Source organism: Zhongshania marina (genome assembly GCF_002915595.1).
Classification (GTDB): domain Bacteria; phylum Pseudomonadota; class Gammaproteobacteria; order Pseudomonadales; family Spongiibacteraceae; genus Spongiibacter; species Spongiibacter marinus_B.
Genome location: NZ_PQGG01000028.1, coordinates 173,184 through 198,970, shown reverse-complemented (window position 1 = coordinate 198,970; position 25,787 = coordinate 173,184). Strand labels below are relative to the sequence as shown.

The window sequence follows — 25,787 nt, the reverse complement described above, 5'->3', positions numbered from 1 at the left end:
CACACAGTCCGCAGTGAGCTTAACTAGACTAGTAAGGACATCAAGATGTAGTAAAAAACTATATTAAAAACATGCAATTAGATGAACTTTGGCGAATTTTTCCAGAATGACGGCCGACCCTCATATATTCTTGAATAGCTAGGGCTTGAATAAAATCCCGCGTTAGGCTGCCTAAAATATCTAACGTAGCGGCCTGCCGACGATATTCCAGCGCCTGTAATTTAGTGTCAGCTAGCATTGTTCTAGCCCCGCGCTTACTTCCTAGCTCAATAACTGATGACAGGGCTAGCGTAAGCTCGGCATTGTGAGTGGACGAAAAATTGCCACTGCCAGCAAAGTTTTCCAGCTCAATATCGGCATTAATTTGGGGGCCTAACGCACTACTTTCACGCCGACCAACTAACGCATCATTTTTGGGCTCAAACTGGTGGAGTTGTGGGTTACTGGCCAAGGTATTCGCCATCGCCTTAGCTAGCGACAATGGTAAAGGCGCATTGCTAGCAAAAACTGGTAGCGATGTAAGGCTAATAGCTACAACAGAAATAGATATATAGCGCTGGACCGCAGCGCCTGAAAGTCGAATAAAACTCATAGTAATTCCTGCAAAATCGAATCAAAAGCCGAATATAAGGGCTCATTCTTTGGGCAAGACTTACGCTATTGGAGGGCGATAAAGGGAGTTACTTATTTGCGAAGAATAATGAGGATGGTAGCTATACCTAGCGTTTGCGTGCTTATACACGCCGGCAATCATGTCAGAGGGGGGAATGACTGAGGCTGTGACACCGTGACAATGACAGCAATGGTGGCAATCAAGTGAATCACTTACCGAAGAATCTAAGCTGCTGAGGTCAAGTTGATGAATATGTTCGGCAACTGCTTGATGTTGATCATCAGCTTGATGGTATTGATGCATATCAGCAAGGGCCGACAAAGATTGCAGCATTATGATGATAATTAAAAAGCAGCGTAATTTTGTGCTTCGCACCTGACCCAAACCCTGAAGATGTTTTAGTGGGCATAGTCTATGGGAATAGCCCAAAAGGTCAAGTCGATTACAAACTGGCAAATACATAGGCTAAAACCCTTGTTTTATACCCATGGAAATGGGCTTAAGCAAAAGCCCTGTAATGTTAACGCGGTCCTGTTTTCGGAAATTAATTTGCGTACACTGACCGTCGTTTTTATCAGCGCAAATTACAAAATAGACAAGGTTATTTTATGAAACGCCCCGTAAACGCCAACTTTCCGGCTGCTGATGAAGACCATGAACTACTAAGTGACATTGCGGATTTACCACTTAGACCAGTGCTAATAATGGGCTTGCACCGTTCGGGCACCACTTTCCTCTACGACTGTGTCTCAAAATCATTTCCTGTCGCACATTTAAGTCTTTATCACCTTCTATACTTTGACCGCTTACTTAGCAATAAGGCGAATGATAAAGAACAGGAAGATAAGGACCTGCTCAATCGCTATTTTCTATCTCGTGGTATTAGTGATAGAAACATAGACGGCACCCATATCGACGCCGACGCTGTCGAGGAATATGGCTTTCTGCTCAGAAAGAAAAGTGGCACCTTTAAACTAGCCGACAAAAATGCCGCACTATTTACTCACTTGTGCCAAAAGTTATTGGCCGTACAGAAAGACACGCACGCCGTGCTACTCAAGAACCCCTGGGATACCGGCAACGCCAAAACAATACTAAAGCACGCACCGGAAGCACGCTTTATTTATATATCCCGTGAGCCAATTGCCGTACTCAATAGTATGTTAAACGCCCTACTTTCGTATTTAGAAGGACCGCAAGACTACCTTGAAATTTTATTGGACAATGGCCGGGGTCGCAGCAGCTATCGCGCTGGTTATATAGCTTGGTTGCTATTAAGAGGAGTAAGGAAGCTAATTGGTCGCAATAATTGCGCACGTCTTTTTCGTCGTCTATTAGCCAAAGAAGTTGCCCGTCAAGTTGCAGTTTATAAAGCCGAGATAGCATCCCTACCAAAGAATCGCGCTATCGAAATAGATTACCGCTCATTAGTTGCGGACCCCGCCGCGACAATGCGTTCACTTCAGGCGCTATTAGACCTGCCGATCAAGCAAAGCCAAGAGGTCATCGAGGTTAAGTCTAGCGGGCGTTTAAATCCTATATTAAAGAACTATGAAGTGGTTCTGAACAAGTTCATTTCAAAAGCCGAAATACGATTATAGGCTTGACCGCATTCTCCGTTTGTTAAATTCCTCTTCCCCGTGACCCTTTTCGCCCAAGGTCCAAGTGAAGGTATTTTCGCTTAGGCGCTATTAAGTGTCGAATTGAGTGTATATTTTTTTCGCCTTCCTCTCTGAATAACCAGCCTCCTATTCGATGGCCCTCACATCCATAATCACTATGTCACACAACGCTATTGCACAATACTTAAATTATGAGCACTGCACACGCCCTTAGATATGTGAATTACCGGCAAAAAATAAGGTGTTTCTATGTCTCGAATACCCATTCGTGAGCACTATGTCACACTATAGTGACGGTACAAAAACGTATTATGGCTCCGCAGCCAGCAGCATGAAGACGAAAGGTCTATGGGGATATGCTCGGGCTGTAAGATATTTCTTTACAAGAATATTCGTATTCTGAAAAGTAAAAATATTGCATTGCCAAGCATGTACTACCCTGCCGTATTTTGATCCGTTCGCACTTCCTTTGCTGCAGAACCATAGCTGCCACATTACCCGTTTCTTTAATTCCACAGCTATCGAGATTAATCCCATGACCGAAAGTATCGCCGCTAAATCACCTTCGACGATAGCCTTAGTCAAGCAATCAAATGGTTATTCATCGCTTGATGCGAATACCTATAAGGACCTCAAGGCGGAACGGGGTTATACAAAGCTAAACGGATTAATTACACCGGAGACTAAATCTCTTCCTCTAGCGCAGGCGCAACGTGGCTTGTGGTTTGGCGAAAAAATTGGTCCACAAGATGCAATTTATAATATTGCGGAATATTGCGAAATTCTGGGTGAAATAAATACCGATATATTCGTTGCCGCACTAAAGCAAATAAGCCACGAAGCGGAAACGACACGACTTGAAATTCACGATACAAATGATGGCCCTAGGCAGATTATCTTAGATCGCTACAAAGGCGAGTTTCCAGTAATAGACCTAAGCAATAAAACAGCCCCCCGCGCCGAGGCAGTGGAATGGATGATGGCGGAACTCCAGCGGCCTGTAGATCACGCCTGTGACCCGCTTTGGTTTTGCGCATTATTCAAAATTAGCGAGGAATGCTATTTCTGGTATCAACGCAGTCATCATCTAGTGCTTGATGGCTTTGGCGCAGGAATCATATCGCGGCGCTGTGCGGAAGTTTATAACGCCTTGCTTGAACACCGCGACATTGGCCCAAGCCCATTCTTACCGTTAAATGTCCAGCACCAACAGGAGCAACAGTACCGAGAATCCGCGCGTTATGAGCGCGACCGAGAATACTGGGTAAATCAATTATCAGCATTACCTGATCCCGTGTCCCTTACGCGACATAATGCTATTCGAGCTGGTGGAATGCGCAGAAGCACCGCGTCGTTATCAGTTGAGACAAGTCATATCCTGCGTGATTTAGGAAGGGAAACAAAAGCGAGTTTACCCCAGCTATTAATTGGTTTGTTTGCCGCCTATATATACCGAATGACTGGAGCAGAGGACTTAGTGTTTGGTATGCCTGTGTCTGCTCGCCCAAATCGTGATATGCGCAGTATTCCCGGCATGATGGCAAATGCGGTTTCAATTCGTCTGGCGATGGACGGTGAGCTAAATTTAGGCACACTGGCGGCGCAGGTTTCTAAAATTGTTAGGCAGTCGCTACGCCATCAAATGTTTCGCTATGAAGATTTACGCCGCGAGCTAGGCCTATTAGGGCAAGGGCAGCAAATATCCTGGGTTGGTGTAAATATAGAACCCTTCGATTACGACCTTCGCTTTGGCGGCCATAAATGTCTTGCCCACAATATTTCTAATGGCACGGTAGAAGACTTAACTATTTTTATCTACGATCGCGGCGGTAACGACGGCTTGCGTATAGATTTAGATGCGAACCCCGCGCTATACACTCAGCATGATTTAGATGCCCACAAAGATCGCTTTGTACGCTTAATTAACGGAGTGTTAAACAATCCTAGTGCGCCAATTGGCGGTATAGATCTGCTCTCAGACCCCGAAAAACACCTAATCTTAACTAAGTGGAACAACACTGAGCAGCCACTACCAGACACTAATTTAATTGCTCTATTTAACAGCCAAGCTAACAAAACACCGGATGCCATTGCGCTAACAAGTGCTGATAAAAAGCTTACTTATCGGCAGCTACAGAAGAATGTTGATCGCCTAAGCCAAACCTTATTAAAGCGTAATATTGGTCATGGCGATATCGTTGCAGTTGCACTACCCCGTGACGAATCAATGCCAACCGCCCTTCTCGCTATTATGAATACCGGGGCAGCCTATTTGCCACTAGATCCCAGTGCGCCAGCTGAACGCTTAGCTCTGATTTTAGATGAAGGTAAACCAACACTAACCTTGTCTACAACGGCAGTTAGCAGCGCATTATTTGAAAGCGATATTGCTGTACTGAATTTAGATACCATCGATATAAACCCAGTAAGCCCAGAAACCAGTATCAAGCCTCCACTTATTCAGGGCGATACCAGTGCCTACGTAATATACACATCGGGTTCAACTGGACGCCCAAAAGGGGTTGAAATTAGTCATCGCGCTTTGCTTAATTTCCTGTTGGCAATGCAAGACGAATTATGCATTCAAGATAGCGATAAATTATTAGCCTTAACCACCGTCGCCTTTGATATCGCAGCACTTGAATTGTATTTACCGCTTATTAGCGGTGCCGAAGTAGTGATCGCAAATCGCGACACCGCTAAAGATCCGTCAATGCTCGCGGCACTTATAAACGACGAGAAAATTAGCCTAATGCAGGCTACCCCTTCCCATTGGCAAGCATTGTTGGCCGACCATGCCGAGCAACTTGCTTATGTTCGTCCGCTGGTGGGCGGCGAAGCTTTACCCGCGCAACTCGCGCATAAAATGCGAAAGCTAGGCCACCCTATTATTAATCTTTACGGGCCAACTGAAACTACGATTTGGTCTACCATCATGAAGCTAGATGGCGATGATCTAAACTCGCCGCCAATTGGTCGCCCCATTCAAAACACCACCGTATATGTACTAGATCAAGCAATGCAGCCAGTACCTTTAGGCGCAATTGGTGAGTTGTATATTGGAGGAACCGGCCTAGCCAAAGGTTATCTACATCGCCCCGAGCTTACCGCAGAGCGCTTTATTCCTAATCCTTTTGGGGAAGGACGCCTGTATAAAACTGGTGATTTAGCCCGTTGGCGCGCAGACGGTATGTTGGATTATTTAGGGCGTAATGACTTTCAAATTAAAATTCGCGGCTTTCGTGTTGAAGCCGAAGAAGTTGAAGCAAATATTCAACGCTGCGATGGTGTTAAGCAAGCCGTTGTTACCCTTCGTGAAAATCCGCGCGGCGAGAAAAAACTCGTCGCCCATATTGTCCCCTGCAAATTGGATAATGGCGATAATGCAAAAATTGACGCGGCTACACTGCGTAAACGCTTGGAAAACAGCTTACCGGATTACATGATTCCATCGGTATTTATGTGTATCGACGCGCTGCCTACCAACGTCAATGGCAAATTGGATCGCAATGCATTGCCCGCGCCCACTTGGCAGCTCACACTAGATTATGTCGCACCCCGTACGAGCTTAGAAACACAACTCACCGCCTTATGGTGTGATATTTTCGAGCAGGAACGGATAGGTATTCACGATAGCTTCTTCGACTTGGGTGGCGACTCACTTACAGCGGCAAGAATGGTTGCGCGCTTACGCGAGTTATTAAAACGCGACATTCCCCTGGCAGCCATATTTGAAGCCAGCACAATCGCAGAGTTGGCAGCGCAGCTAGAGCATCATCAAGCTGTTGATCCCTTGGGAATGGTATTGCCACTTAAATCAACAGGCACTGCAAGCCCGCTATTTTGTATTCACCCAGTCATTGGTTTGAGTTGGGCTTATAGCGGTTTAACTCGCTATCTAGGTAGTGAGCAAAAACTCTATGGCGTGCAAGCTCGGGGCTTAACAGCAGAATATCAGCACGGCGGAGCGGCAAATTTGCCTCAGAGTATTGCTGAAATGGCATGCGAATATATTGAACAGCTACGTCGTGTGCAGCCTTCAGGGCCTTACAAATTATTGGGTTGGTCTTTGGGTGGCCTTGTTGCCCATGAAATTGCACGGCGCTTAGAAGCCGATGGTGAGGAAATAAGCTATTTAGCCTTGCTAGATTCCTACCCTTACGTGCAAGGGCCAACGCAACTGGCTGACGAAATTCATTTAGTCAAAAGCGCTTTAAACTTTATGGGATTACCGTCCGATTCTCTGCCCCAAGGCAGAGAAAATATGGCAGAACTTAGCGACTTATTGTGCCGTGAATATGATATCCAAAATCTGCCGTTCGTGAAGGAAATGCAGCAGAGCAATAGCAATATTATTGATAGTGTTAAGCACATTATCGAAAACAATCTCGCCATGTCTCGCCAATTTATGCCAGGAACCATTAAGGCAAAAATGGTGTTTATCGCTGCAACAGACACCGCAAAAACGCAAATGAATGAGGTTTTACATAATAGCGCTGAGGTTTGGGAAAACCATGTTGGTCAACTTACGGTTCACAATGTGGACTGTCATCACCAAGAAATGTTCGACGCTTCGGCTCTTGAGCAAATTGGCCCCATCATCGCCGACTCACTAACAGCGTAAATTGCAAACATGATTAATAGATCAATAGGCCGTCAATGAACATTAGTATTTTTAGTATTGGCACTCAAGGTGATGTGAGACCCTTTATTGCCCTAGGCTTGGGATTACAGGCAGCAGGTCATAAGGTCTGTATTGCCAGTGGTAAAACCTGTGAGGCATTGATAGTTAATCATGGCCTTGACTATGCGCCTTTAACTGCAGATTTTTTAGAACTTATGGCCAAGGATCCCCGTGCCCTTCAGCGCGGATTGAATCCCTTAGCCTTGATGAGTACTGCTCGCAAACATCTTAAAGACATGGCCCAGCACTGGGCCGAAGAGGGCTTGGCCGCCGCTAAAAACGCAGACCTATTACTCGGCAATGGCATGATGGCCGTTTTGGCTAACTCGCTTGGTGAAGCACTTAACATCCCCGCAGTAGAAACCCATTTGCAGCCGGTAACGCCCTGTCCAGACATTCCACCTATGATGCTTACGCCGCCAAATACGCCCCGCAACGGCAAAGTGAACGAGCTGCTTTATCATGTTTTGCGCGCCGTTACTTGGCGCATGCTAAGTGCCGCTTACAGCCCTGTTCGCAAAGCCCTTGAATTACCGACTTTGCCTTGGTATGGCCCTTATTATCGGCAGAAAAAAGAAGATCGTCGCATCCTTTATGGGTATAGCCCCGCCCTGCTACCTTCTTCACCCCATTGGCCCGCCGGTGTGCAGGTGACGGGAAATTGGTTTTTAAACGGCGAGTCAAAGTGGCAACCATCAGCGGAGCTTGAACAGTTTCTCGCCAGTGGCGACAAACCAATTTATATTGGCTTTGGCAGTATGCTGAGTGACGACACCGACAATCTCACCACCCTCATTTATCAAGCTATTGCGCAATCTGGGCGCAGGGCAATTATTGCGACGGGATGGGGTGGACTTAAAGCCAGTGCGGACAATAATCCCGATATTTTAGTTATTGATGCCGCACCCCATGACTGGTTATTTCCCAAGCTTAGCTTGGCCATTCATCACGGCGGCGCAGGCACCACGGCAGCGACCGTGCGCGCAGGCATCCCTTCAGTAGTGATTCCATTTTTTGGCGACCAACCCTTCTGGGCCTGGCGGCTTGAACAAAATGGCGTAGCGCCCAAAATGCTAAAGCGTAAAACTCTCACGGCAGAAAAATTAGCTGATGCCATTAATATGGCTTCTATGCCAAATATGCAAATTGCCGCAACAGAACTAGCGGGAAAAATTTCAAATGAGAACGGCGTTCAATCTGCCATAGCGCTGCTAACACAGTGGGGCTTATTAACTCCCCCAGACGGCAAAAATGACTCGATATTGAATAACGACGCTGAATACCCTAAAACAGCGACGGCGGTTTGACTCAAGCCTTGGCTGGGTTACTTTCAGCGCCACCGAATTTTGTTGTTGCGAATGAAGCTGTCGAGCTCAGTGGCTTCAAAGGCGTATGCTGTCGCTGCCGATTTGAAACCACACAATATACTGACGCGCTGTTTTGTCATTACCAAGACGCTGTTCCAGTCGCGCTACTGAATTCAACAAAAGTGAGAAAAGCAGAATTTCTTGCGGGTCGTATTGCCGCTCGCCACGCATTTATCCAGCTAGGTATAACACCCCAAGCAATTCCCATTGCAAGGCATCGTCAGCCACTATGGCCTGCAATGGTATTGGCGTCCATCAGTCACCACGCTGATAGCGCATTCTGTATGATGATGCCCACACCGTCCCCAAAGCCGCTTATTTCTATTGGCATTGATGTCGAATCGATTGTTCACGCTGAAGATCGTGCCTTGCTTAGTCCTAGTATTGCTAGTCGAAAAGAACTGGACACCATGACAGCTAACTTTTTGGATAATGAATACGGCTTTACAGTGGTTTTCTCAGCCAAGGAAGCGCTATTTAAAGCACTTTACCCAGCAGTGGGCCGTTATTTTGATTTCTTAGACGTAGAAATATCCGCAATAAATATTAGCAAGTGCGAGCTAGAGATGCGCCTACTCATTGATTTGTCTGCACAACTTTTACGGGGGCACACCGTCACCGTTCGCTGGAAAAAAGAGGCAAACACGGTCATTAGCTGGGTACTTCCTTATTAAAAACCCTCAGCAAATCACTTTTCAGTTAGCGCTAAAGCGCATAAGCTCACAGCATGTAATGAGGAGTTAGGGGTTATCAATGCCCTGCTTCTCACTGCCTTTCAAATTTGTGCAGCGAGACAACTATGCATGAGCACCATCATCACCATACCGCCTCAGAACGCATTGGCTGGGCATTTGGCCTGAATTTTTGCTTCACTATTATCGAGTTTATCGGGGGTTGGTTAACCAATAGTACGGCGATTATGGCTGACGCTGTGCATGATCTTGGTGATTGCCTCGCGATCGGCTTAGCTTGGTGGCTGAATAAACTTGGCGCAAAAGAAGCTAGCAGTCGTTTTAGTTATGGATTCAGTCGCTTCTCCTTACTGGGCGCACTCATCAATGGCGTGATCTTGGTAATAGGCTCGGTGTGGGTATTAAGCGAAGCAATTCCACGCCTGCTCAATCCGCAAATGCCAGACGCCACCGGCATGTTGGGATTAGCTATTTTAGGTGTCGCCGTTAACGGCTACGCCGCTTTCAAATTAAGCGATGGCAAAACCCTTAACGAGCGGATGCTGAACTGGCACCTGCTTGAAGATGTACTCGGCTGGGTGGCAATACTGCTGCTCTCAATCGTCTTAATGTTTGTGGAATTACCAATACTAGACCCAATTTTATCCATCGGTTTCACCTTATTTATTCTGTTTAATGTGGCTAAAAATCTAGCTGAAACACTGCGTTTATTTTTACAAGCCACACCGGATCACGACCTTCGCGAGGAGATACACCAAGATTTAATGAACATTAATTATGTCGATGAAGTTCATCATCTCCACCTTTGGTCACTAGATGGTGAGCAACATGTATTAACAGCGCATCTGCTATTAAAGCAGAACTATGAACACGCAGAATTAGTGCGTTTAAAGTCTATTATCGCCGACTCAATGAGGGAGCATCCCTTGAGCCACACCACGATAGAATTTGAATTTCCCGATGAGGCCTGTCGTGATGAAGCCGTGTCTAATAAAACAAGTCTTAGTCATCACCACCATTAGATTCAGGCAATACAATACGGCAGTGATTATTTGCCCCTAGGCTAGTTTGTTTCAGCGACGTTATAACCGTAAGCACGGATAATTTCCTGCGCCTCGCTTCCTTTTAAATAGGCGATGAAGGCCTTAGCTACTTGATTATCTTTAGCTGATGTAAGTAAAACGGCGTCTTGTTTAATTGGGGAATATAAGTCGCTGGGCAAAATCCATGCTGATCCGCTTTTGAGGTTGCCATTCTCAATAACCTGAGAGACAGCGACAAAACCAATCTCAGCGTTTCCTGTGCTGACGTACTGGTAGGTTTGTGCAATATTTTCTCCCGTGACCCATTTATCCCGAGTTACTTCGTCTAACTTTAAGTGCTTTAAAACCTCTACGGCGGCTCGTCCATAGGGAGCAAGCAATGGGTTAGCAATAGCCAGTTTATTGAAATTCCCTGTTCTAAGTATGACGCCCTGCTCGTCAACAGTATTTGATTCTGGCGACCACAATGCCAATGCGCCAATGGCGTAGCTGAACTGGCTAGCTGGCACGGCCAAACCAGCATCACATAATGCAGCTGGTTTTGCTTGATCTGCAGAGAGAAATACTTGAAACGGTGCGCCGTGAGATATTTGCGCAAAGAACTTGCCAGAAGACCCGTAGGAAATACGCAGTTGATGACCTGTGGTTTTTTCAAATTCAAGCGCAATCTCACGCATTGGCGCGGTAAAATTCGATGCAACTGCAATACTTAATTGCTCGGCCGCGGCGGTACTTAGGCCAATGAGCAAACTTAGCAGCAATCCAATTTGACGAATGCGAATCATATTTAAACCTATTTGTTACCGCAAACAGCGCTTTTCACTTAGGCGTGAGTGTTTGATAGCACTATTGACCCTACCACGGTGGGAGACACTAATCTCTATTCATTAGAGTCTATCTCAAACACGGAGCAATACGCGATGACGAGTAAAGTGGCATCGTTAACAGACATAAGCATAGCAATTACCGGTATGAGCTGTGCCTCCTGTGCTGGCCGCCTTGAAAAGCAGCTGGCAAAACTAGCCGAAATAGACACGGTAAGTGTCAATATCGCAACGGAATCTGCGCATATTCGTTTGAACAGCGCGATTTCGTTTCATACCTTATCACGGGCTATCGAGCAGGCAGGTTACGGCATTGCCACTGATGACATTCATTTAGATGTAAAAGGAATGAGTTGCGCATCATGCGTAGGCCGCGTTGAAAAAGTACTGAGTAATCTCAATTGTGTACTCGACGTAAGCGTAAATTTAGCGACAGAATCAGCCCATGTCCGTGTCGCTAAAGATTGCATCAGCTCAGACACACTTATTAGCGCCTTACATGAAGGCGGTTACGCAGCCAATGTTCACCACGAGACTATTGAACCGAATAATGCAGCAAGCCCCAAGATTGACCGCGAAACCAGTCACCTCATAATTGCTGCCCTGCTATCCGCACCGATGGTTTTTGCGATGATTTTAGATGCCATCGGTTTTGAGTTAATGCCCCCCGCTTGGTTACAGTTTTTACTGGCTACACCAATTCAGTTCTGGCTGGGAGCACGATTCTATCGAGCTGCTTGGTTCGCGGTAAAAGCAGGCACCGGCAATATGGATTTACTAGTGGCCTTAGGCACTAGTGCCAGTTACGGATTAAGTGTTTTCCAATTAATCAGCGAATATTTAAGCCCTTCGGCTCACCAGATGGGGCACTACTATTTTGAGGCCTCGGCTGTTGTTATTACCCTGGTACTGCTAGGTAAATGGCTGGAGAATCGCGCTAAACATCAAACCACAGCGGCGATACGTGCACTACAGGCACTTAGACCAGACACCGCAACTGTCCGTAAACAACAGGGCGATATCAAGGTCGCCATCGATCAGATTATCAATGGTGACATAGTGGTAGTGAAAGCCGGTGAACAAGTACCGGTTGACGGAGTTATTGTCGAGGGAAGCGCCAGCGTCGACGAGTCTATGATTAGCGGTGAAAGTCTCCCTGTGCAAAAAACGATCGGCGATAAACTTGTCGGTGGCGTAATAAATAACGATGCGCTGTTGCTGATAAAAACAACTGCCGTGGGGGCAGAAACCACCTTGGCACGTATTATTCGACTAGTGGAAAATGCCCAAGCCGCAAAGGCGCCAGTGCAGCGCCTTGTCGACAAGGTAAGTATGGTGTTTGTACCAGTGGTCATTGCCATTGCGATTAGCACCTTGGTGACGTGGTATTTATATAACGGCCATTTGCAGGAGGCCATAATTAACGCGGTGACGGTATTGGTCATCGCCTGCCCTTGTGCACTTGGCTTGGCGACCCCCGCTGCAATTATGACCGGTACTGGCGCGGCCGCAGGTCGGGGCATTTTAATTAAAGATGCTCAGGCACTTGAGCGCGCCCACAATACAAACATCGTAGCTTTTGATAAAACCGGCACCTTAACTGTCGGTAAGCCTCGTTTGCTCGACACGATTGCGACTGGCGATAACGCCAAAAAACTTCTCAGCGTAGCAGCGGCACTTCAAAGCGCTAGCGACCATCCCCTAGCCAAGGCGGTGTTGCAGGAGGCCGATTCACAAGCCATCCCTATTCTGGCAGCTAATGAGGCTAAAACTTTTGCTGGACGAGGTGTTCAAGCAAGCGTAGACGGAAAGACGTATATATTGGGCAATACCCGCCTCATGCGGGAAGCTGCGATTCCATTAGATCAATTAGAAGACAAGGCAAAAGCACTAGAAAACCAGGGACGCACAGTTTCTTGGCTTGCTGAAACAGGAGACACAGCGACGTTAATTGGTTTGCTCGGGTTTGGCGATGAATTAAAACCAAGTGCAAAATCCGCCATCAAACGGCTACAAAATGCCGGCATAAAGACCGTGATGATTACCGGCGACAATGAAGGCAGCGCCCGTGCTAATGCCGCCGAATTAGGGATAGAAACCTATTTTGCGAACATACTACCTGACGGAAAAGCAGATGCCATTCAGGACTTGCGAAACGAGAATACGATTGTTGCCATGGTTGGTGATGGCATTAACGACGCCCCAGCCCTCGCTGCGGCTGACGTGGGTGTCGCGATGGCGACAGGCACAGACGTAGCCATGCACACCGCCGGCATCACCTTAATGCGAGGTGACCCAGCGCTGGTCGCAGATGCGATTGATATCTCGCGGCGCAGCTATCAAAAAATTCGTCAAAATTTATTCTGGGCATTCATCTATAATTTGCTTGGCATTCCACTTGCTGCCAGCGGTTTACTCAGCCCCGCGATCGCTGGCGCGGCAATGGCATTTAGCAGCCTCAGCGTGGTATGCAACGCGCTGCTACTCCGGCGCTGGGAACCAAAGCCCTGAAACTGGTCAAAATAAGGGTGCATAATCGCTAAGCAAAGCATGCTTTTGGAGTAAAAAATGAATATAGGTCAAGCGGCAAAAGCCAGCGGGATTTCGGTAAAGATGATACGTCACTACGAATCCCTTGGCTTAATCAAAGAGGCGGCGCGTACGCCAGCCGGATACCGTTTATATTCAGATAATGATGTGCACAGCCTGCGTTTTATAAAAAGCGCCCGCTCGCTAGGGTTTTCATTAGCGCAGATCGAGCAACTGCTGTCACTGTGGGCAAACCGAGATCGAGCAAGCGCCGACGTTAAGGCGCTGGCGATGAGTCATATCGATGAATTAAATGCTAAAATAAGTGAACTCACTGCAATGAGGGATTTACTCGCCGATTTAGCCACAAGCTGTCACGGCGACAATCGCGCAGATTGCCCTATTTTGTCAGGCTTAGAAAATGAATGTGCTAGTAAAGCGGTTTAACAGGCAGTCGAATTAATGAATTTTCGCACTCGTAAACATATAGCGCTCTGGGTTTTGTTGATACTTATCAGCAAAATGGCCTTTGCTATATCTGCTCCAGTGCCATCAACTAATGCACACACAAATCCGGCACAAATTGAATCTCACCATCATCACGAACAAGCCCCAGCACAGCATTCACAACACGAAAAAATGAGTGCTAACTGCGAGCTGAAATGCGATTGCTGCACAGTCCATTGCAATACGCCAGCCTTGCCGGCTACAGTATTTTTTAATAGTGAACGTCCCCTTCAAGTCCGCCATTCCTTTGCTACAAGCCAGCAGCAATTAAGAATTCCCTCCTCGCTATTTCGCCCTCCGATTTCTGCCTAACACAGGCGTATTCCGTCTTTAATTTAGGTGACGATCATTAATTATTGATCGAATCGCTAATTTTCTCGGCAGTGTCGAAAAATTTACTTAAGAGCTTTTTCAGAATCTTTTGCTGGCTCGCAAGCCCATTAGCGATTGCGATATTTTGTAGGACACATTATGAAAACAATTTCTTCTTTCTCTCATATGACGCATCAACAAGGTCTATCTCGACGCCGCTTTGTTCAAGGTGCGGCCAGCGCAGGCGCATTGATTGGTTTAGGTGGCACGCCTTTAAGTTTTGCTGCAGCCGACACCCCAATAATGAAATTTCCTGACACGCTTCAGGGCCAGCACTTTGAATTACATATTGGCTACCAAAACGTCAATTTTACGGGCGCACAACAAATAGCTACCGCCATCAACGGCAGCGTTCCCGGCCCTATTTTACGGTGGAAAGAAGGCGACGATATCAGCCTTCGAGTGCATAACCACTTACATCACGACAGCTCAATTCACTGGCACGGTATGATTTTACCCACCGGCATGGATGGTGTGCCGGGGCTGAGCTTTGCCGGTATAAAACCTGGTGAATATTTTGACTATGCTTTTAAGGTGCAGCAAAACGGCACGTATTGGTATCACAGCCATTCCGGATTTCAGGAACAAACAGGCCTATACGGCGCCATTGTTATTGAACCCGCAAATCCCGATCCTGTTGCCTACGACCGCGACTATGTTATTCAGCTCTCAGACTGGTCGGATCAGGCGCCAGAGGACATCTACATCAAGCTTAAAAAGCAGGCGGACTACTACAACTATAAGCAGCGTACAGTGGTGGATGTATGGAAGGATATAAAAGAAAAAGGCGTATCGCGCAGCTGGGCTGAACGGCGCATGTGGAATGAAATGCGCATGAATCAACGTGATATTTCCGATGTTACTGGTCACGCATACACCTATTTAATGAACGGCAACACGCCAGAGCAAGGCTGGAACGGTCTATTTAAACGGGGCGAAAGGATTCGTCTGCGCTTTATAAATAGTGCCGCGATGACTATTTTTGACGTGCGAATTCCCGGTTTAAAAATGACCGTCGTCGCCGCAGATGGACAAAACGTAGAACCCTTTAGTGTTGATGAATTTCGGATTGGCGTTGCGGAAACCTACGATGTAGTCATTAGCCCAAGTGACGACAGTGCCTATTGCGTGTTTGCGCAAAGTATAGATCGCAGCGGGTTTTGCCGAGGGACATTAAGTCCCAATCCATCATGGATGGCGGAAATTCCAAAAATGGACCAAGCCCCACTACTCAGCCACCGCGATATGGGGATGGCTATGGGAGGAATGCATGCCATGCACGCAATGCCAAGTATGGATCACAGCAAACATAATATGTCTGCCATGAAAGCCAATGGCGACCTTAGCAATCCTCATGCTGGGCACGATATGGGGAAGCACTCAGCACATAAAGTAGACGTTCCGGCGCCCGCAGGAATGGGTAGTCAGCGTGAGATCAAACACCCAGCCACAGAGTTTGGGCCACAAGTTGATATGCGTGCCGAGTCACCAATGAATGGAGTAGATGACCCGGGTATTGGATTGCGAGATCACCAACAACGCTATGGTCGCCGAGTTTTGAAATATTCTGACTTGCGAAACTTATATAAAACCGAAGACCGTCGCGACCCAAAGCGGGAAATTCAATTGCATCTAAGCGGTAATATGGAACGCTATATGTGGTCGATGGATGGTGTTCCGTTCGCCGACGCAAGCCCCTTGAAATTCAAATACGGTGAGCGCCTTCGTATTGTGCTCGTTAATGACTCGATGATGACCCACCCTATTCATTTACACGGCGTGTGGAGTGAGCTTGAAACCGGCGACCCACTGCATATACCGAAAAAGCACACCGTCTTAGTTCAGCCCGGTTCAAAAATTAGTTATCTCGTTAGCGCCGATGCGGTTGGTCGTTGGGCCTATCACTGCCATTTGCTTTATCACATGCCTGGCATGATGAGAGAAGTCCTCATCAGTGAAGGAGGCGTGTAATGAATAAGCAATTCCTCATTTACCGGTTTTTTTTTACCGGATTAATTTTACTCAGCGCAGCATCCGTGACTTGGGGGCACCCCGCTGCTGACCCAGTCCTCAGCATGTTATCTTTTAATCGATTAGAACAGCGTATAGGTGAAGACGACACGGAAACCCAATGGGATGTTGATGCTTGGCTAGGTAAAGATCTTCACAAATTATGGATAAAAACCGAAGGTAGCTACAGCGACGGGAATCGTGAAAGTAGCGAGCTTGAATTATTGTATAGCCGTGGCGTTTCTCCCTATTGGGATATTCAGACCGGATGGCGAGGTGATTTTAACAACACCGATAATAGGCAGTGGTTTGCGCTTGGCTTACAAGGCTTAGCACCCTATTTTTTTGAAACAGAAATCACACTTTACCTAGGTCAACACGGCCAAACGGCAGTTAGATTAGATACCGATTATGAATTATTGCTGACTCAAAAATGGGTACTAAGATCGGCCTTTGAAGCCGATATCTATGGCCGCAATGATCGAGCTACAAAAACTGGCAGCGGTTTGTCAGAAATAGAAGCGGGTCTTTATTTGCGCTACGAAATTCGCAGAGAATTTGCGCCATATATAGGACTTAGTTATGAACGACAATTCGGCGACACCGCACACTATACCCGCAGTAGCGGACAAAGAACGGAGTCACTTGAATACTTAATGGGGATAAAATTTTGGTTTTAATGTAAGCCTCGGTTGGCCACGCTGGAGTATATAAATTTCGGCTTTGCTACACCTCTGTAGATTCGCCTCGCAAATTTTTGTTGGCGTGATCTATCCATTCATCCACATTATCAAAGTCGATATCGAGGCCATGAGTCGCTATGCCTATTGTTGTTTCGGCTATTGAGCTGCCATTTGATTTTACATTACCAATAGTTTGCATAAGTCGCTCACCCACGAGCTTCGCATCTTGCTCCGCAGCATCATGCAGCAGTATTAAGAATGTCGTTTCGCTATAGCGAGAAATAATATCGCCCGCGCGGAGATTGCTTTTTAATTTAGCGGCTAATGATTGCAAGTAGGAATTAAGATTGTCGCCAAGAGATTTACGAAGGGATTTAAAATTAGTGATTTCGAGGAACAAAATACTTAACACCCGCTCTGCCCTAACTGCCAAATCAAAGCTATCGGGTAAAAAGGCATTGATAAATTCGCGAGAAAACGTTGCCGTTGCGGGGTCTAGTCTTTTTTCGTCTGCCAACTTGGGTAATTTTTTGCCGCGCTGACGGCTGCGGCTTAAATTTTGTAAATTCAGCTCAGCTAAGGTTTCATTTGCTTGTTCTAGTAGTTCTGATTGACTGGCGCTTTCCGTTAGCTTTACGTCGAACAATGCCTCCATTTCTGGAATTTGATCGTGTAGAAAACGAATTAGTCTGTCTACTTTTGCGGAATCTAAGCCCAAAATCCGTTGGGCCTGAAGGTAAAGCTGCTTGGTCGCGTCTGGGGATTCACCCAAAATCAAATAATCTGCAGCAATACCAGAAACACAAACACAGCGTATAAACAGCCCATCTACGTCGGTAATGGCAAAAGTGTTCGGGCGGTGGCTGGTCGCAATTGCTAGGCTAGTTCTCTCTGCCAAGCCCCAATGCTTGCACAGCCATGCGCCGGTTTCAGCATGGTCGCCACCCATTCGCTCGATTTCGTATTCACGTACCCGTTGGTGGAATACTTGGTCACTGCGCAGGTCGGTATAAAAATCTGGTTGCAGGCGATCTATCGCGATCATGCCGATATCTTGTAAAAGACCAGCGAGAAATAATTCCTCTATTGCACGCTCACCAAGTAAACGCCCCAATTCCCGCGCGGCTGCGGCAGCAATTAAGGAGCGACGCCATAGCAAGGGGTAATGTAAACCAGATTGCGATTGCTCTTTTAGCGATGAAGTCAGTGAAAAACTTAGCGCCAAATTCACGGTTGTGTCTAAACCTAGCAAGACTATTGCACGGCGCACGTTTTCTATTTTGTGCTCGTTCGCATACATGGGGGAATTGGCGAATTGTAGCGTCTTTGCCGCTAGCGCTGGATCACTGGCAATCAATGTCGATAAATTTTGAATATCGATGTCGCCAGATCGGGCTAGTTCCACGATTTTACTCACCACCCGGGGTATGGACGGCAGTCTAGCGGTATTATCAATAAAAGGACTTAAATCAATTGCCATGTACATCTCTACACTGAGTTTATCGTTCATTAGACTCAGTATAGAAGATTCTGACAATACGAGTTAGCCGCGACTATGTCCCGACTTATACGGATCACCCTATTTTATTTTTCAAAAACAGTTGCGACCTGCCGACTAAACATAACGGCCTTGCCACTAGCGTCCCATATGGTGGCATAGTTATGAAAATAGCCACTGCCTGCAGCCTGACTGCGGTAGTCGCAAAACCACCAGTCCGACATATCAGCCTCAGAAAGTGCTTGCGGAAACTCTAAATACCAACTTAAGGAACTGCCTATGCCAGGGGCTTTAATCATGTTCAGCCCAGGCATAGGGGGCACATCTGCGATGGCAATAAGTGCTGCCAAGTCAGCTGTCCCCGTTTCTTTAAAACGAAGCCACAGGGAAAAATCAGCAGATTCAGACTGACTAAAGGGCAAACCTCCACTGCAAATACGCATCTCAAAATGCTGCGTAAACGTTGGGGTTAAACCTTCAATATAGGGCAGCGCCTGTATTGCGTCTGGCGCGACGACATCAGGCATTACCGGTCCAGCAAGGCTTGCCGCTGATTGCCGATCTTTACCAAAGGCGGCACTAACCGTTGCAGCAACTTCGCCATCACATAGCAATTCTCCTTGCATGTGAGTCACCGAGCCACCGACGCGCAATTCGCGCAATTTAATCCGATGGTCTCCCTCAGGAACCGGCCCCACAAACATCACTGCGACGGAGCGCAATTGCCGATCTGCCGGTATTGCCTCTAACATAGCTTTTACAATCAGCGCCGTGCTTAGACCGCCAAAAGCGGTTCTGCCCTGCAACCACGTGGCGTCTACATGAGCGCTGTATTCATTGGCTTGATCAGTTTCTTTAACGCCTGCAAGCAATGCCTGAAAGTTTTTCATTTTCCGCCCTTATCTAAAAAAATGCTCATAAATTTGGCCAACTAAAGTCTGCATACTCAGCGCGGATATCTTTTTTGCTTAATTTTCCAGTGGCGGTGTGTGGCAAGGTATCTACAAATAGACACTCTTCCGGTATCCACCATTTCGCTACTTTTCCATCAAACCACGCCAGCATCTCTTCCCGCGAGAGAGTTTCGCCTTCGTGTAAAATCACCAGCAGCAATGGTCTTTCGCTCCAGGTAGGATGCGGCATACCAACAACTGCGGCCTCGGCGACTTTCGGATGATTTACCGCGCAATTTTCTAGTTCGATCGAGCTAATCCACTCACCGCCAGATTTAATAACATCCTTCACCCGGTCGGTAATCTGCATATAGCCGTATTCATCAATACTGGCAACGTCACCTGTTTCAAACCAGCCATCGTCATCCAGAGTTTGACCGTCGTAGCGATAATACTCATTAATTATCCACGGCCCGCGCACTTTCACCGCCCCGGAGCTCTTACCATCCCAAGGTAAAGGCTTATTGTCGGCATCCACTATTTTCATTTCTACGCCAAATACCGGGCGTCCTTGTTTTAAGCGCATTTTGTCGTATTGCTCCGCGGGCATTTCATTTACTACCGCCGGGGCATTGCCATTAAAGGTGCCCAGCGGGTTCATTTCTGTCATGCCCCAGCCCTGCTGCACATCTACGCCGTACTTATTGCGGAAATCATCAAAAATAGTGAAAGGACAGGCCGCGCCACCAACCGTTAAGCGATTTAGCGTGTCGATGGTGCTGTTCGTTTTCTTTAGGTAATCCAGTAACGCGAGCCAAACGGTGGGAACACCCGCAGAAACCGTGACCTTTTCTTCGTTTATGAGTTTACAAAGGGTTTCACCACAACCCATTTTAGGGCCTGGCATTACCAATTTTGCACCAGTCATTGGTGCTGAATAGACCAAGCCCCAGCCGTTTACGTGAAACATGGGAACAATGGGCAAGGCTACATCTTTAACAGATAGACCGAAGACATCAGGCGCAATGCTTGCGTAACAATGCAATAAGGTTGAGCGATGGGTATACATCACCCCTTTTGGGTTTCCAGTGGTGCCAGAGGTATAACACAGCGCAGAGGGCGTGTTTTCATCTAGTTCTGGCCAACTAAATTCCGTTGCTTGATCCGCTAATAAGGCTTCGTAGCATTTTGCATTGGTAAGGCTCGTCTCAGGCATATGGGCTTGATCTGTCATTACCACAAAGCCCTTCACCTCAGGCATTAAGTGCTGTAGTGACTCCAGTAGCGGCACCATCGTTAAATCGACAAAAATCCACTTGTCTTGCCCATGATTCACAATATATTCAATTTGCTCGGGGAATAGGCGTGGATTAATAGTGTGACAAATCATTCCCGAGCAAGACACCGCATAGTAAATTTCCAAATGGCGGTAATCATTCCAGGCGAAGGTTGCGACGGTATCGCCCTGTTCCAAGCCTAATGACTGCAGCACATTTGCCAATTGCCGCGCCCTAGCAAAAGCCTCCCGATATGTGTATCGATGACGCGGGTTATCCGCCGTAACCGATACAACCTCTACTGAACCATTAATTTGCTCGGCGTGAGCCATGAGCGAGGTGATAGTGAGCTGGGTGTTCATCATTGGGGTCATTATTATTAGCCTTTATAGGGTTACTTAAAATTTTTAGCACAGCACTTGCACATGAACACATGTAAGCAGAGAATACATTAGAGTTCAATCTTATGTGAACGGGCACAATCATAGCAATATACGCATTACATAATATTGCCTTAATGCTTAACTCTTGATGCCCTCCATCACAAAACCCAACTAATAATGACGAGATAGGCCTATGAGTAACACGCTGTTAAATCGCCGCGATCTTGATTTTTTGCTTTACGAGTTACTCGATACCGAAGCCCTGCTAGATCGACCTCGTTACCAAGACCATTCGCGGGAGGTGTTCAACGCGACACTTGATACTGCCCACACCATTGCCCAAAAATATTTTGCCAATCACAACGCCAAAGGCGACGCTAACGAACCTCAGTTTGATGGTAGCGAAGTACACATTATTCCTGAGACTAAAGAGGCCTGGAACGCCTTGGCAGAAGCGGGGTTTTTAGCGGCACACTACGACGCCGATGAAGATGGCCTGCAATTGCCAGAAATTATTCTACGCGCGGCAATGGCCTATTTTAACGCCGGAAATATTGCTAGTTCGGCCTATCCGTTTTTAAGTATCGGCGCCGCCAACCTTATTCACTCGTTTGGCAGTGAGGAACACAAAGCCACATTTTTGCCCCCCATGCGTGAAGGCCGGTTCGCCGGAACAATGGCCTTAACCGAACCCGGTCAGGGTTCGGCACTTGCGGATATCACAACGACGGCTTATCTCGATGATGACGGGACATACCGTATAAAAGGCCAGAAAATGTATATATCTGGCGGCGATCAAAACATCACGGAAAACATAGTACACATGGTGCTGGCCCGTATAGATGGCGCCCCCGCTGGCACCAAGGGCATTTCCCTGTTTATATGCCCCAAATTTTTAGTTAACCCCGACGGATCTCTTGGTGAGCGCAATGATGTGGCCTTGGCGGGCTTATTGCACAAAATGGGCTATCGCAACACTACCTCAACCGTATTAAGTTTTGGCGAGAACGGCGGCGCTAAAGCCTACTTAGTTGGCGAAGCTCATAAAGGGCTTCAATATATGTTCCAAATGATGAACGAAGCGCGTATTGGCGTTGGCCTAGGTGCCGCCGTACTTGGCTATCAGGGTTATCTGTATTCTTTAAATTACGCTCGCGAGCGGCCCCAAGGTCGCCTGCCCTCTATAAAAGATCCCACATCCGCGCAGGTAGCTATCATCCAACACGCAGATGTTCGGCGGATGCTATTAGCGCAAAAGTCCTATGCTGAAGGCGCACTTGCCCTTTGCCTGTATGCAACCTCGTTATATGAAGATTCTCGCACTGCAAGCAGCGAGCAGGAGCGGCAACAAGCCTTTCTATTGCTAGATTTGATTACCCCGATTGTAAAATCGTGGCCATCTAAGTATGGGCTAAAGGCCAATGAGCTAGCGATACAGGTTTTAGGCGGCGCCGGCTATATTCGGGAGTATCCTGTAGAGCAGTATTACCGTGATAATCGCCTAAACCCTATCCACGAAGGTACCGAAGCGATTCACGGCATCGACATTCTCGGTCGCAAAATACTGCTAAATAAGGGTGCAGGTTTAACTTTGTTGATGGAAACCGTCGGCAAGACCTTAACAGAAGCACGCGAATTTGAAGAATTATTGCCCTTAATTCCGCCGCTTACTGATGCACTACAAACCCTGGGCACGGTAACAAGCACTCTGCTAGGCAAGATGACCGAGCATACCGATTTAAGTTTGGCCAATGCCACGGTCTATCTTGATTTGTTTGGTCGTATCTTGATGTCGTGGCTATGGCTTAAACAGGCGCTTACCGCCGCAGGAGGTTTAGCCAGAAAAGATATTCACGAAGCGGATGCGCATTTTTATGAGGGCAAACTCCATGCTGCGCGCTATTACATTCAGTGGGAGCTAGCGGAAATAGGCCCACAAGCCGATTTACTTTGTCGGTTTGACGACATTCCCTTTACGATGAAAAATGAGTGGTTTTAAGCACTAACAGCCGCCTTGGCTTGGCGGCTATTAGCACCCATGACCACGTTATGCCGTGGTCATATTCTGTTCGCCCCAAAAGGCCTTCATGGCAATTACCTTGTTGTCGTCGTTAAAGGTGAATTGATCAATCACTTCTATGCGCATTTCACCATTGCCAGGATTTAGCTCAACAACAAACGGAAACACCGCGTGATTGGCGGCAAATCGAACCGCGCCTTCCAAACGAGCAGAAATTCCGGAACTAAATGCGACTTCGTAGAATCGTATAATAGCGTCTTGTCCCTGAATAGGATCGCTGCCAACGGGATCTTCAATAGTGGCATCATCCGCATACAAGTCAGTAATTGCAGCCATATCGCGGTTATTTAAGGCACTGATATATTGCTCTACTGCAGCTAACTTTGGGTTTTTACTCACGTAAATTGCTCCATTTTACTTATGAATTAGCGTATACAAGCAGTGTAACGCGGGAAATATCGGATGAATATGTCCATTTCGTTAATATAAGCGGCGAGATTTGCATGCGGCGCAAAACGGAAGCAGAGTATATTTGAAAACGCCGTCATACCTGCATTAACTGCGCAGGCGGTGTAACATAGTCACGTCCACCTAGAACTTTGAGATGCGGTATTCAATGCTAACTATAAAATCACTTCGCAATGACAAATTTACTGGCGCGCTCATTACCGCCTTATTTTTGTCTATGTTCAGCTTGTCTGTCTTTGCCGACAGCGCACTCAAACCTCTTGAGCCCGAAAAATCACACAAAACCGCTGTTCACGACATGGTTGAACAACTGAATAGTCGCCACTATGTGAAGTTGTCTTTAAATGACGCGCTCTCAGAAAGACTGCTAAGCGCCTTTCTCGACGACCTAGATCCCAATCGCCTGTTTCTACTCCAAAGCGATATCACTGAGTTCCAAAAATACAGCACGCAATTAGACGATGAACTAAAGAAATCTGATTTAAGCGCTGGTTTTTTCATCTTCAATCGTTACCGCGAACGTATGATTGCGCGTTTGCAAAATACCCTAGACACACTGCCCGACAATATTAAGGCAATGGATTTTAGCGTTAATGAAGACATTGAACTTGATCGCGACAAAGCCGCTTGGCCTGCAAACAAAGCCGAAGCCGATGAAATTTGGCGCAAGCAAATTAAGAACCGAGTGTTAGGATTGCGCCTTGCCGACAAAGACGACAAAGGCATTATTGAATTACTCACAAAGCGTTTTAAAAACCAAATTAAACGGATGAAGCAATTGGAAGCGGAGGACGCTTTCCAGATTTATGCCAATGCGTTTGCCTCGCTGTATGACCCCCATACGGATTATTTCTCGCCGCGTATTTCCGAAAACTTCCAAATTAATATGAGTTTGAAATTGGAAGGCATCGGCGCTGTATTGCAGATGGAAGACGATTACACCAAGGTTGTGCGTCTTGTTGCCGCCGGCCCCGCTGATAAGCAAGGGCAATTGCAACCTGCAGATAGAATCATCGGTGTAGCGCAGGGCAAAAAAGGCGAAATGCAGGATGTTATCGGTTGGCGTTTAGACGACGTGGTTGATCTAATACGCGGCGCTGCGGGATCCTTTGTTCGCCTGGAAGTCATTCCAGCCATTGCCAAAAGCGATGAAACCCGCCGCGAAATCATCATCGAACGCAATGAAGTAAAACTTGAAGATCAAAGCGCCAAGGGCGAAATGATTGAAATTATCGACAGCGATGGCGAAACCCATAAAGTTGGCGTAATCGATGTTCCGACCTTTTATCTGGATTTTGAAGCCTACCGCATGGGCGATACCGAATTCCGCAGCACCACCCGCGATGTACATCGCATTATGGGTGAGCTACTTAGCGAAGGTGCAGAAGGTATTGTTATAGACTTGCGCGACAATGGCGGCGGTTCACTAGCAGAAGCAAATGGCATGGTGGGCTTATTTATAGAGTCGGGCCCTACCGTACAAATTCGGCAGTCAAATGCCAGAGTTCTACGCGAAGGCAAGCGCCGCAGTTCACCCTACTACACCGGCCCCCTAGCGGTGTTGATTAACCGCATGAGTGCGTCGGCCTCCGAAATATTTGCGGGTGCGATACAGGACTATCAGCGCGGTTTGGTTATCGGCACTCAGTCCTTTGGTAAGGGTACCGTGCAATCCGTAAATGCGTTGAGCCACGGTCAGTTGAAGCTCACAGAATCTAAGTTTTATCGTATTTCCGGCGATAGTACCCAGAACCGTGGTGTTATTCCCGACATCGCCTTCCCGCCCCTCTACAATTTAGAGGACATCGGTGAAAGCGTACTCGACAATGCCCTGCACTGGGATCGTATTCCCCAGGCAAATCATCGCTACTACTTTGATCTAAAATCCGGTATCGACACCTTGCAGCGCAAGCACGACAAACGCATCGCAAAAGATCCTGATTTCCAGTTCTTGCAAGAACAGATTTCTGTCGTTGAGAAAATGCGTGCGAAAACCCACCTGTCTTTGAATATCGATCTTCGCAAGAAAGAGCGAGACGCACAAAAAGTGCAGCAATTAGCAATGGAAAATCGCCGTCGAGTTGCCAAGGGTGAAGAGCCCTTAGAGGCCCTTGAGGAAGAAAACACCGACGATATCGCAATGAACGACGAAGAATCAGAACTGAAGGCTGAAACCGAGAAGGAAGAAGACAAAGATAAGGAAAAGGCGCCAGATCCGCTTCTGACCGAAGCCAGCCACATCCTCGTTGATGCGCTGCCCTACTTCCAACCAGAACGCTTAGCCAGACGCCCATAGGCGTGC

General features: G+C 47.1%; 17 protein-coding genes. 11 read left to right on the top strand and 6 right to left on the bottom strand.

Annotated features, from left to right (window positions below; translation table 11 throughout):
• Positions 1 to 58 precede the first annotated feature (58 nt).
• Positions 59 to 592 (bottom strand): hypothetical protein, encoded by a 534-nt coding sequence (locus C0068_RS12155; RefSeq protein ID WP_103684747.1) that lies wholly within the window; start codon positions 590 to 592, stop codon positions 59 to 61.
• Between the two features lie 629 nt (positions 593 to 1,221).
• Here C0068_RS12155 and C0068_RS12145 point away from each other — a divergent pair.
• The 5 genes from C0068_RS12145 (at position 1,222) to C0068_RS12120 (ending at position 10,000) form a co-directional block, all read left to right on the top strand.
• Positions 1,222 to 2,214, top strand: a complete 993-nt coding sequence (locus C0068_RS12145) for a sulfotransferase family protein (protein ID WP_103684745.1) — start codon at positions 1,222 to 1,224, stop codon at positions 2,212 to 2,214.
• A 556-nt stretch (positions 2,215 to 2,770) separates the two neighbouring features.
• Entirely contained in the window at positions 2,771 to 6,859 is a 4,089-nt protein-coding gene (locus tag C0068_RS12135; protein ID WP_103684743.1) for a non-ribosomal peptide synthetase, read from the top strand.
• A gap of 35 nt (positions 6,860 to 6,894) precedes the next feature.
• Positions 6,895 to 8,226, top strand: coding sequence for a glycosyltransferase (locus C0068_RS12130; RefSeq protein WP_103684742.1), 1,332 nt, complete (start codon positions 6,895 to 6,897; stop codon positions 8,224 to 8,226).
• Positions 8,223 to 8,960, top strand: coding sequence for a 4'-phosphopantetheinyl transferase family protein (locus tag C0068_RS12125; RefSeq protein WP_103684741.1), 738 nt, complete (start codon positions 8,223 to 8,225; stop codon positions 8,958 to 8,960). Before C0068_RS12130 ends, C0068_RS12125 begins: the two co-directional genes overlap by 4 nt.
• Before the next feature lie 125 nt (positions 8,961 to 9,085).
• Positions 9,086 to 10,000 (top strand): cation diffusion facilitator family transporter, encoded by a 915-nt coding sequence (locus C0068_RS12120; protein ID WP_103684740.1) that lies wholly within the window; start codon positions 9,086 to 9,088, stop codon positions 9,998 to 10,000.
• A 41-nt stretch (positions 10,001 to 10,041) separates the two neighbouring features.
• Here C0068_RS12120 and modA read toward each other — a convergent pair whose 3' ends face one another.
• Positions 10,042 to 10,806 (bottom strand): molybdate ABC transporter substrate-binding protein, encoded by a 765-nt coding sequence (gene modA, locus C0068_RS12115; RefSeq protein ID WP_103684739.1) that lies wholly within the window; start codon positions 10,804 to 10,806, stop codon positions 10,042 to 10,044.
• 135 nt (positions 10,807 to 10,941) lie between these two features.
• Between modA and C0068_RS12110 the strand changes: the two genes are divergently transcribed.
• From C0068_RS12110 to C0068_RS12095, 4 genes are all read left to right on the top strand, one after another.
• Positions 10,942 to 13,356, top strand: a complete 2,415-nt coding sequence (locus C0068_RS12110) for a heavy metal translocating P-type ATPase (RefSeq protein WP_103684738.1) — start codon at positions 10,942 to 10,944, stop codon at positions 13,354 to 13,356.
• A gap of 57 nt (positions 13,357 to 13,413) precedes the next feature.
• The gene (cueR, locus tag C0068_RS12105; protein ID WP_103684737.1) at positions 13,414 to 13,821 is read left to right on the top strand and encodes a Cu(I)-responsive transcriptional regulator; all 408 of its coding nucleotides are present in this window, start codon (positions 13,414 to 13,416) and stop codon (positions 13,819 to 13,821) included.
• Positions 13,822 to 14,352: 531 nt separating this feature from the next.
• Entirely contained in the window at positions 14,353 to 16,224 is a 1,872-nt protein-coding gene (locus tag C0068_RS12100) for a copper resistance system multicopper oxidase (protein WP_103684736.1), read from the top strand.
• A complete protein-coding gene (locus tag C0068_RS12095) occupies positions 16,224 to 16,943 on the top strand; it encodes a copper resistance protein B (RefSeq protein WP_103684735.1) in 720 nt (239 codons plus the stop codon). Before C0068_RS12100 ends, C0068_RS12095 begins: the two co-directional genes overlap by 1 nt.
• A 46-nt stretch (positions 16,944 to 16,989) precedes the next feature.
• On the opposite strand, the gene C0068_RS12090 is transcribed toward C0068_RS12095, so the two are convergent.
• The 3 genes from C0068_RS12090 to C0068_RS12080 form a co-directional block, all read right to left on the bottom strand.
• The gene (locus C0068_RS12090) at positions 16,990 to 18,456 is read right to left on the bottom strand and encodes a sensor domain-containing diguanylate cyclase (RefSeq protein WP_103684734.1); all 1,467 of its coding nucleotides are present in this window, start codon (positions 18,454 to 18,456) and stop codon (positions 16,990 to 16,992) included.
• A gap of 74 nt (positions 18,457 to 18,530) precedes the next feature.
• Positions 18,531 to 19,334 (bottom strand): acyl-CoA thioesterase, encoded by an 804-nt coding sequence (locus tag C0068_RS12085; RefSeq protein WP_103684733.1) that lies wholly within the window; start codon positions 19,332 to 19,334, stop codon positions 18,531 to 18,533.
• Positions 19,335 to 19,359: 25 nt separating this feature from the next.
• Positions 19,360 to 20,988: a long-chain fatty acid--CoA ligase gene (locus C0068_RS12080; RefSeq protein WP_434061422.1), complete on the bottom strand. Its 1,629-nt coding sequence runs from the start codon at positions 20,986 to 20,988 to the stop codon at positions 19,360 to 19,362.
• Positions 20,989 to 21,190: 202 nt separating this feature from the next.
• Here C0068_RS12080 and C0068_RS12075 point away from each other — a divergent pair, with 202 nt between their 5' ends.
• Positions 21,191 to 22,996, top strand: coding sequence for an acyl-CoA dehydrogenase (locus C0068_RS12075; protein WP_103684731.1), 1,806 nt, complete (start codon positions 21,191 to 21,193; stop codon positions 22,994 to 22,996).
• Between the two features lie 48 nt (positions 22,997 to 23,044).
• Here the strand turns inward: C0068_RS12075 and C0068_RS12070 are convergent, their stop codons facing one another.
• A complete protein-coding gene (locus C0068_RS12070; protein WP_233208804.1) occupies positions 23,045 to 23,416 on the bottom strand; it encodes a nuclear transport factor 2 family protein in 372 nt (123 codons plus the stop codon).
• A 217-nt stretch (positions 23,417 to 23,633) separates the two neighbouring features.
• Here C0068_RS12070 and C0068_RS12065 point away from each other — a divergent pair, with 217 nt between their 5' ends.
• Positions 23,634 to 25,781, top strand: coding sequence for a carboxy terminal-processing peptidase (locus C0068_RS12065; protein ID WP_233208803.1), 2,148 nt, complete (start codon positions 23,634 to 23,636; stop codon positions 25,779 to 25,781).
• Positions 25,782 to 25,787 lie beyond the last annotated feature (6 nt).

Coding starts and splice junctions, on each gene's coding strand:
- modA (WP_103684739.1), bottom strand. CDS start 10,806: ATGATTCGCATTCGTCAAATTGGATTGCTGCTAAGTTTGCTCATTGGC.
- C0068_RS12145 (WP_103684745.1), top strand. CDS start 1,222: ATGAAACGCCCCGTAAACGCCAACTTTCCGGCTGCTGATGAAGACCAT.
- C0068_RS12110 (WP_103684738.1), top strand. CDS start 10,942: ATGACGAGTAAAGTGGCATCGTTAACAGACATAAGCATAGCAATTACC.
- cueR (WP_103684737.1), top strand. CDS start 13,414: ATGAATATAGGTCAAGCGGCAAAAGCCAGCGGGATTTCGGTAAAGATG.
- C0068_RS12065 (WP_233208803.1), top strand. CDS start 23,634: ATGCTAACTATAAAATCACTTCGCAATGACAAATTTACTGGCGCGCTC.
- C0068_RS12075 (WP_103684731.1), top strand. CDS start 21,191: ATGAGTAACACGCTGTTAAATCGCCGCGATCTTGATTTTTTGCTTTAC.
- C0068_RS12080 (WP_434061422.1), bottom strand. CDS start 20,988: ATGACCCCAATGATGAACACCCAGCTCACTATCACCTCGCTCATGGCT.
- C0068_RS12095 (WP_103684735.1), top strand. CDS start 16,224: ATGAATAAGCAATTCCTCATTTACCGGTTTTTTTTTACCGGATTAATT.
- C0068_RS12135 (WP_103684743.1), top strand. CDS start 2,771: ATGACCGAAAGTATCGCCGCTAAATCACCTTCGACGATAGCCTTAGTC.
- C0068_RS12120 (WP_103684740.1), top strand. CDS start 9,086: ATGCATGAGCACCATCATCACCATACCGCCTCAGAACGCATTGGCTGG.
- C0068_RS12100 (WP_103684736.1), top strand. CDS start 14,353: ATGAAAACAATTTCTTCTTTCTCTCATATGACGCATCAACAAGGTCTA.
- C0068_RS12155 (WP_103684747.1), bottom strand. CDS start 592: ATGAGTTTTATTCGACTTTCAGGCGCTGCGGTCCAGCGCTATATATCT.
- C0068_RS12090 (WP_103684734.1), bottom strand. CDS start 18,456: ATGAACGATAAACTCAGTGTAGAGATGTACATGGCAATTGATTTAAGT.
- C0068_RS12085 (WP_103684733.1), bottom strand. CDS start 19,334: ATGAAAAACTTTCAGGCATTGCTTGCAGGCGTTAAAGAAACTGATCAA.
- C0068_RS12130 (WP_103684742.1), top strand. CDS start 6,895: ATGAACATTAGTATTTTTAGTATTGGCACTCAAGGTGATGTGAGACCC.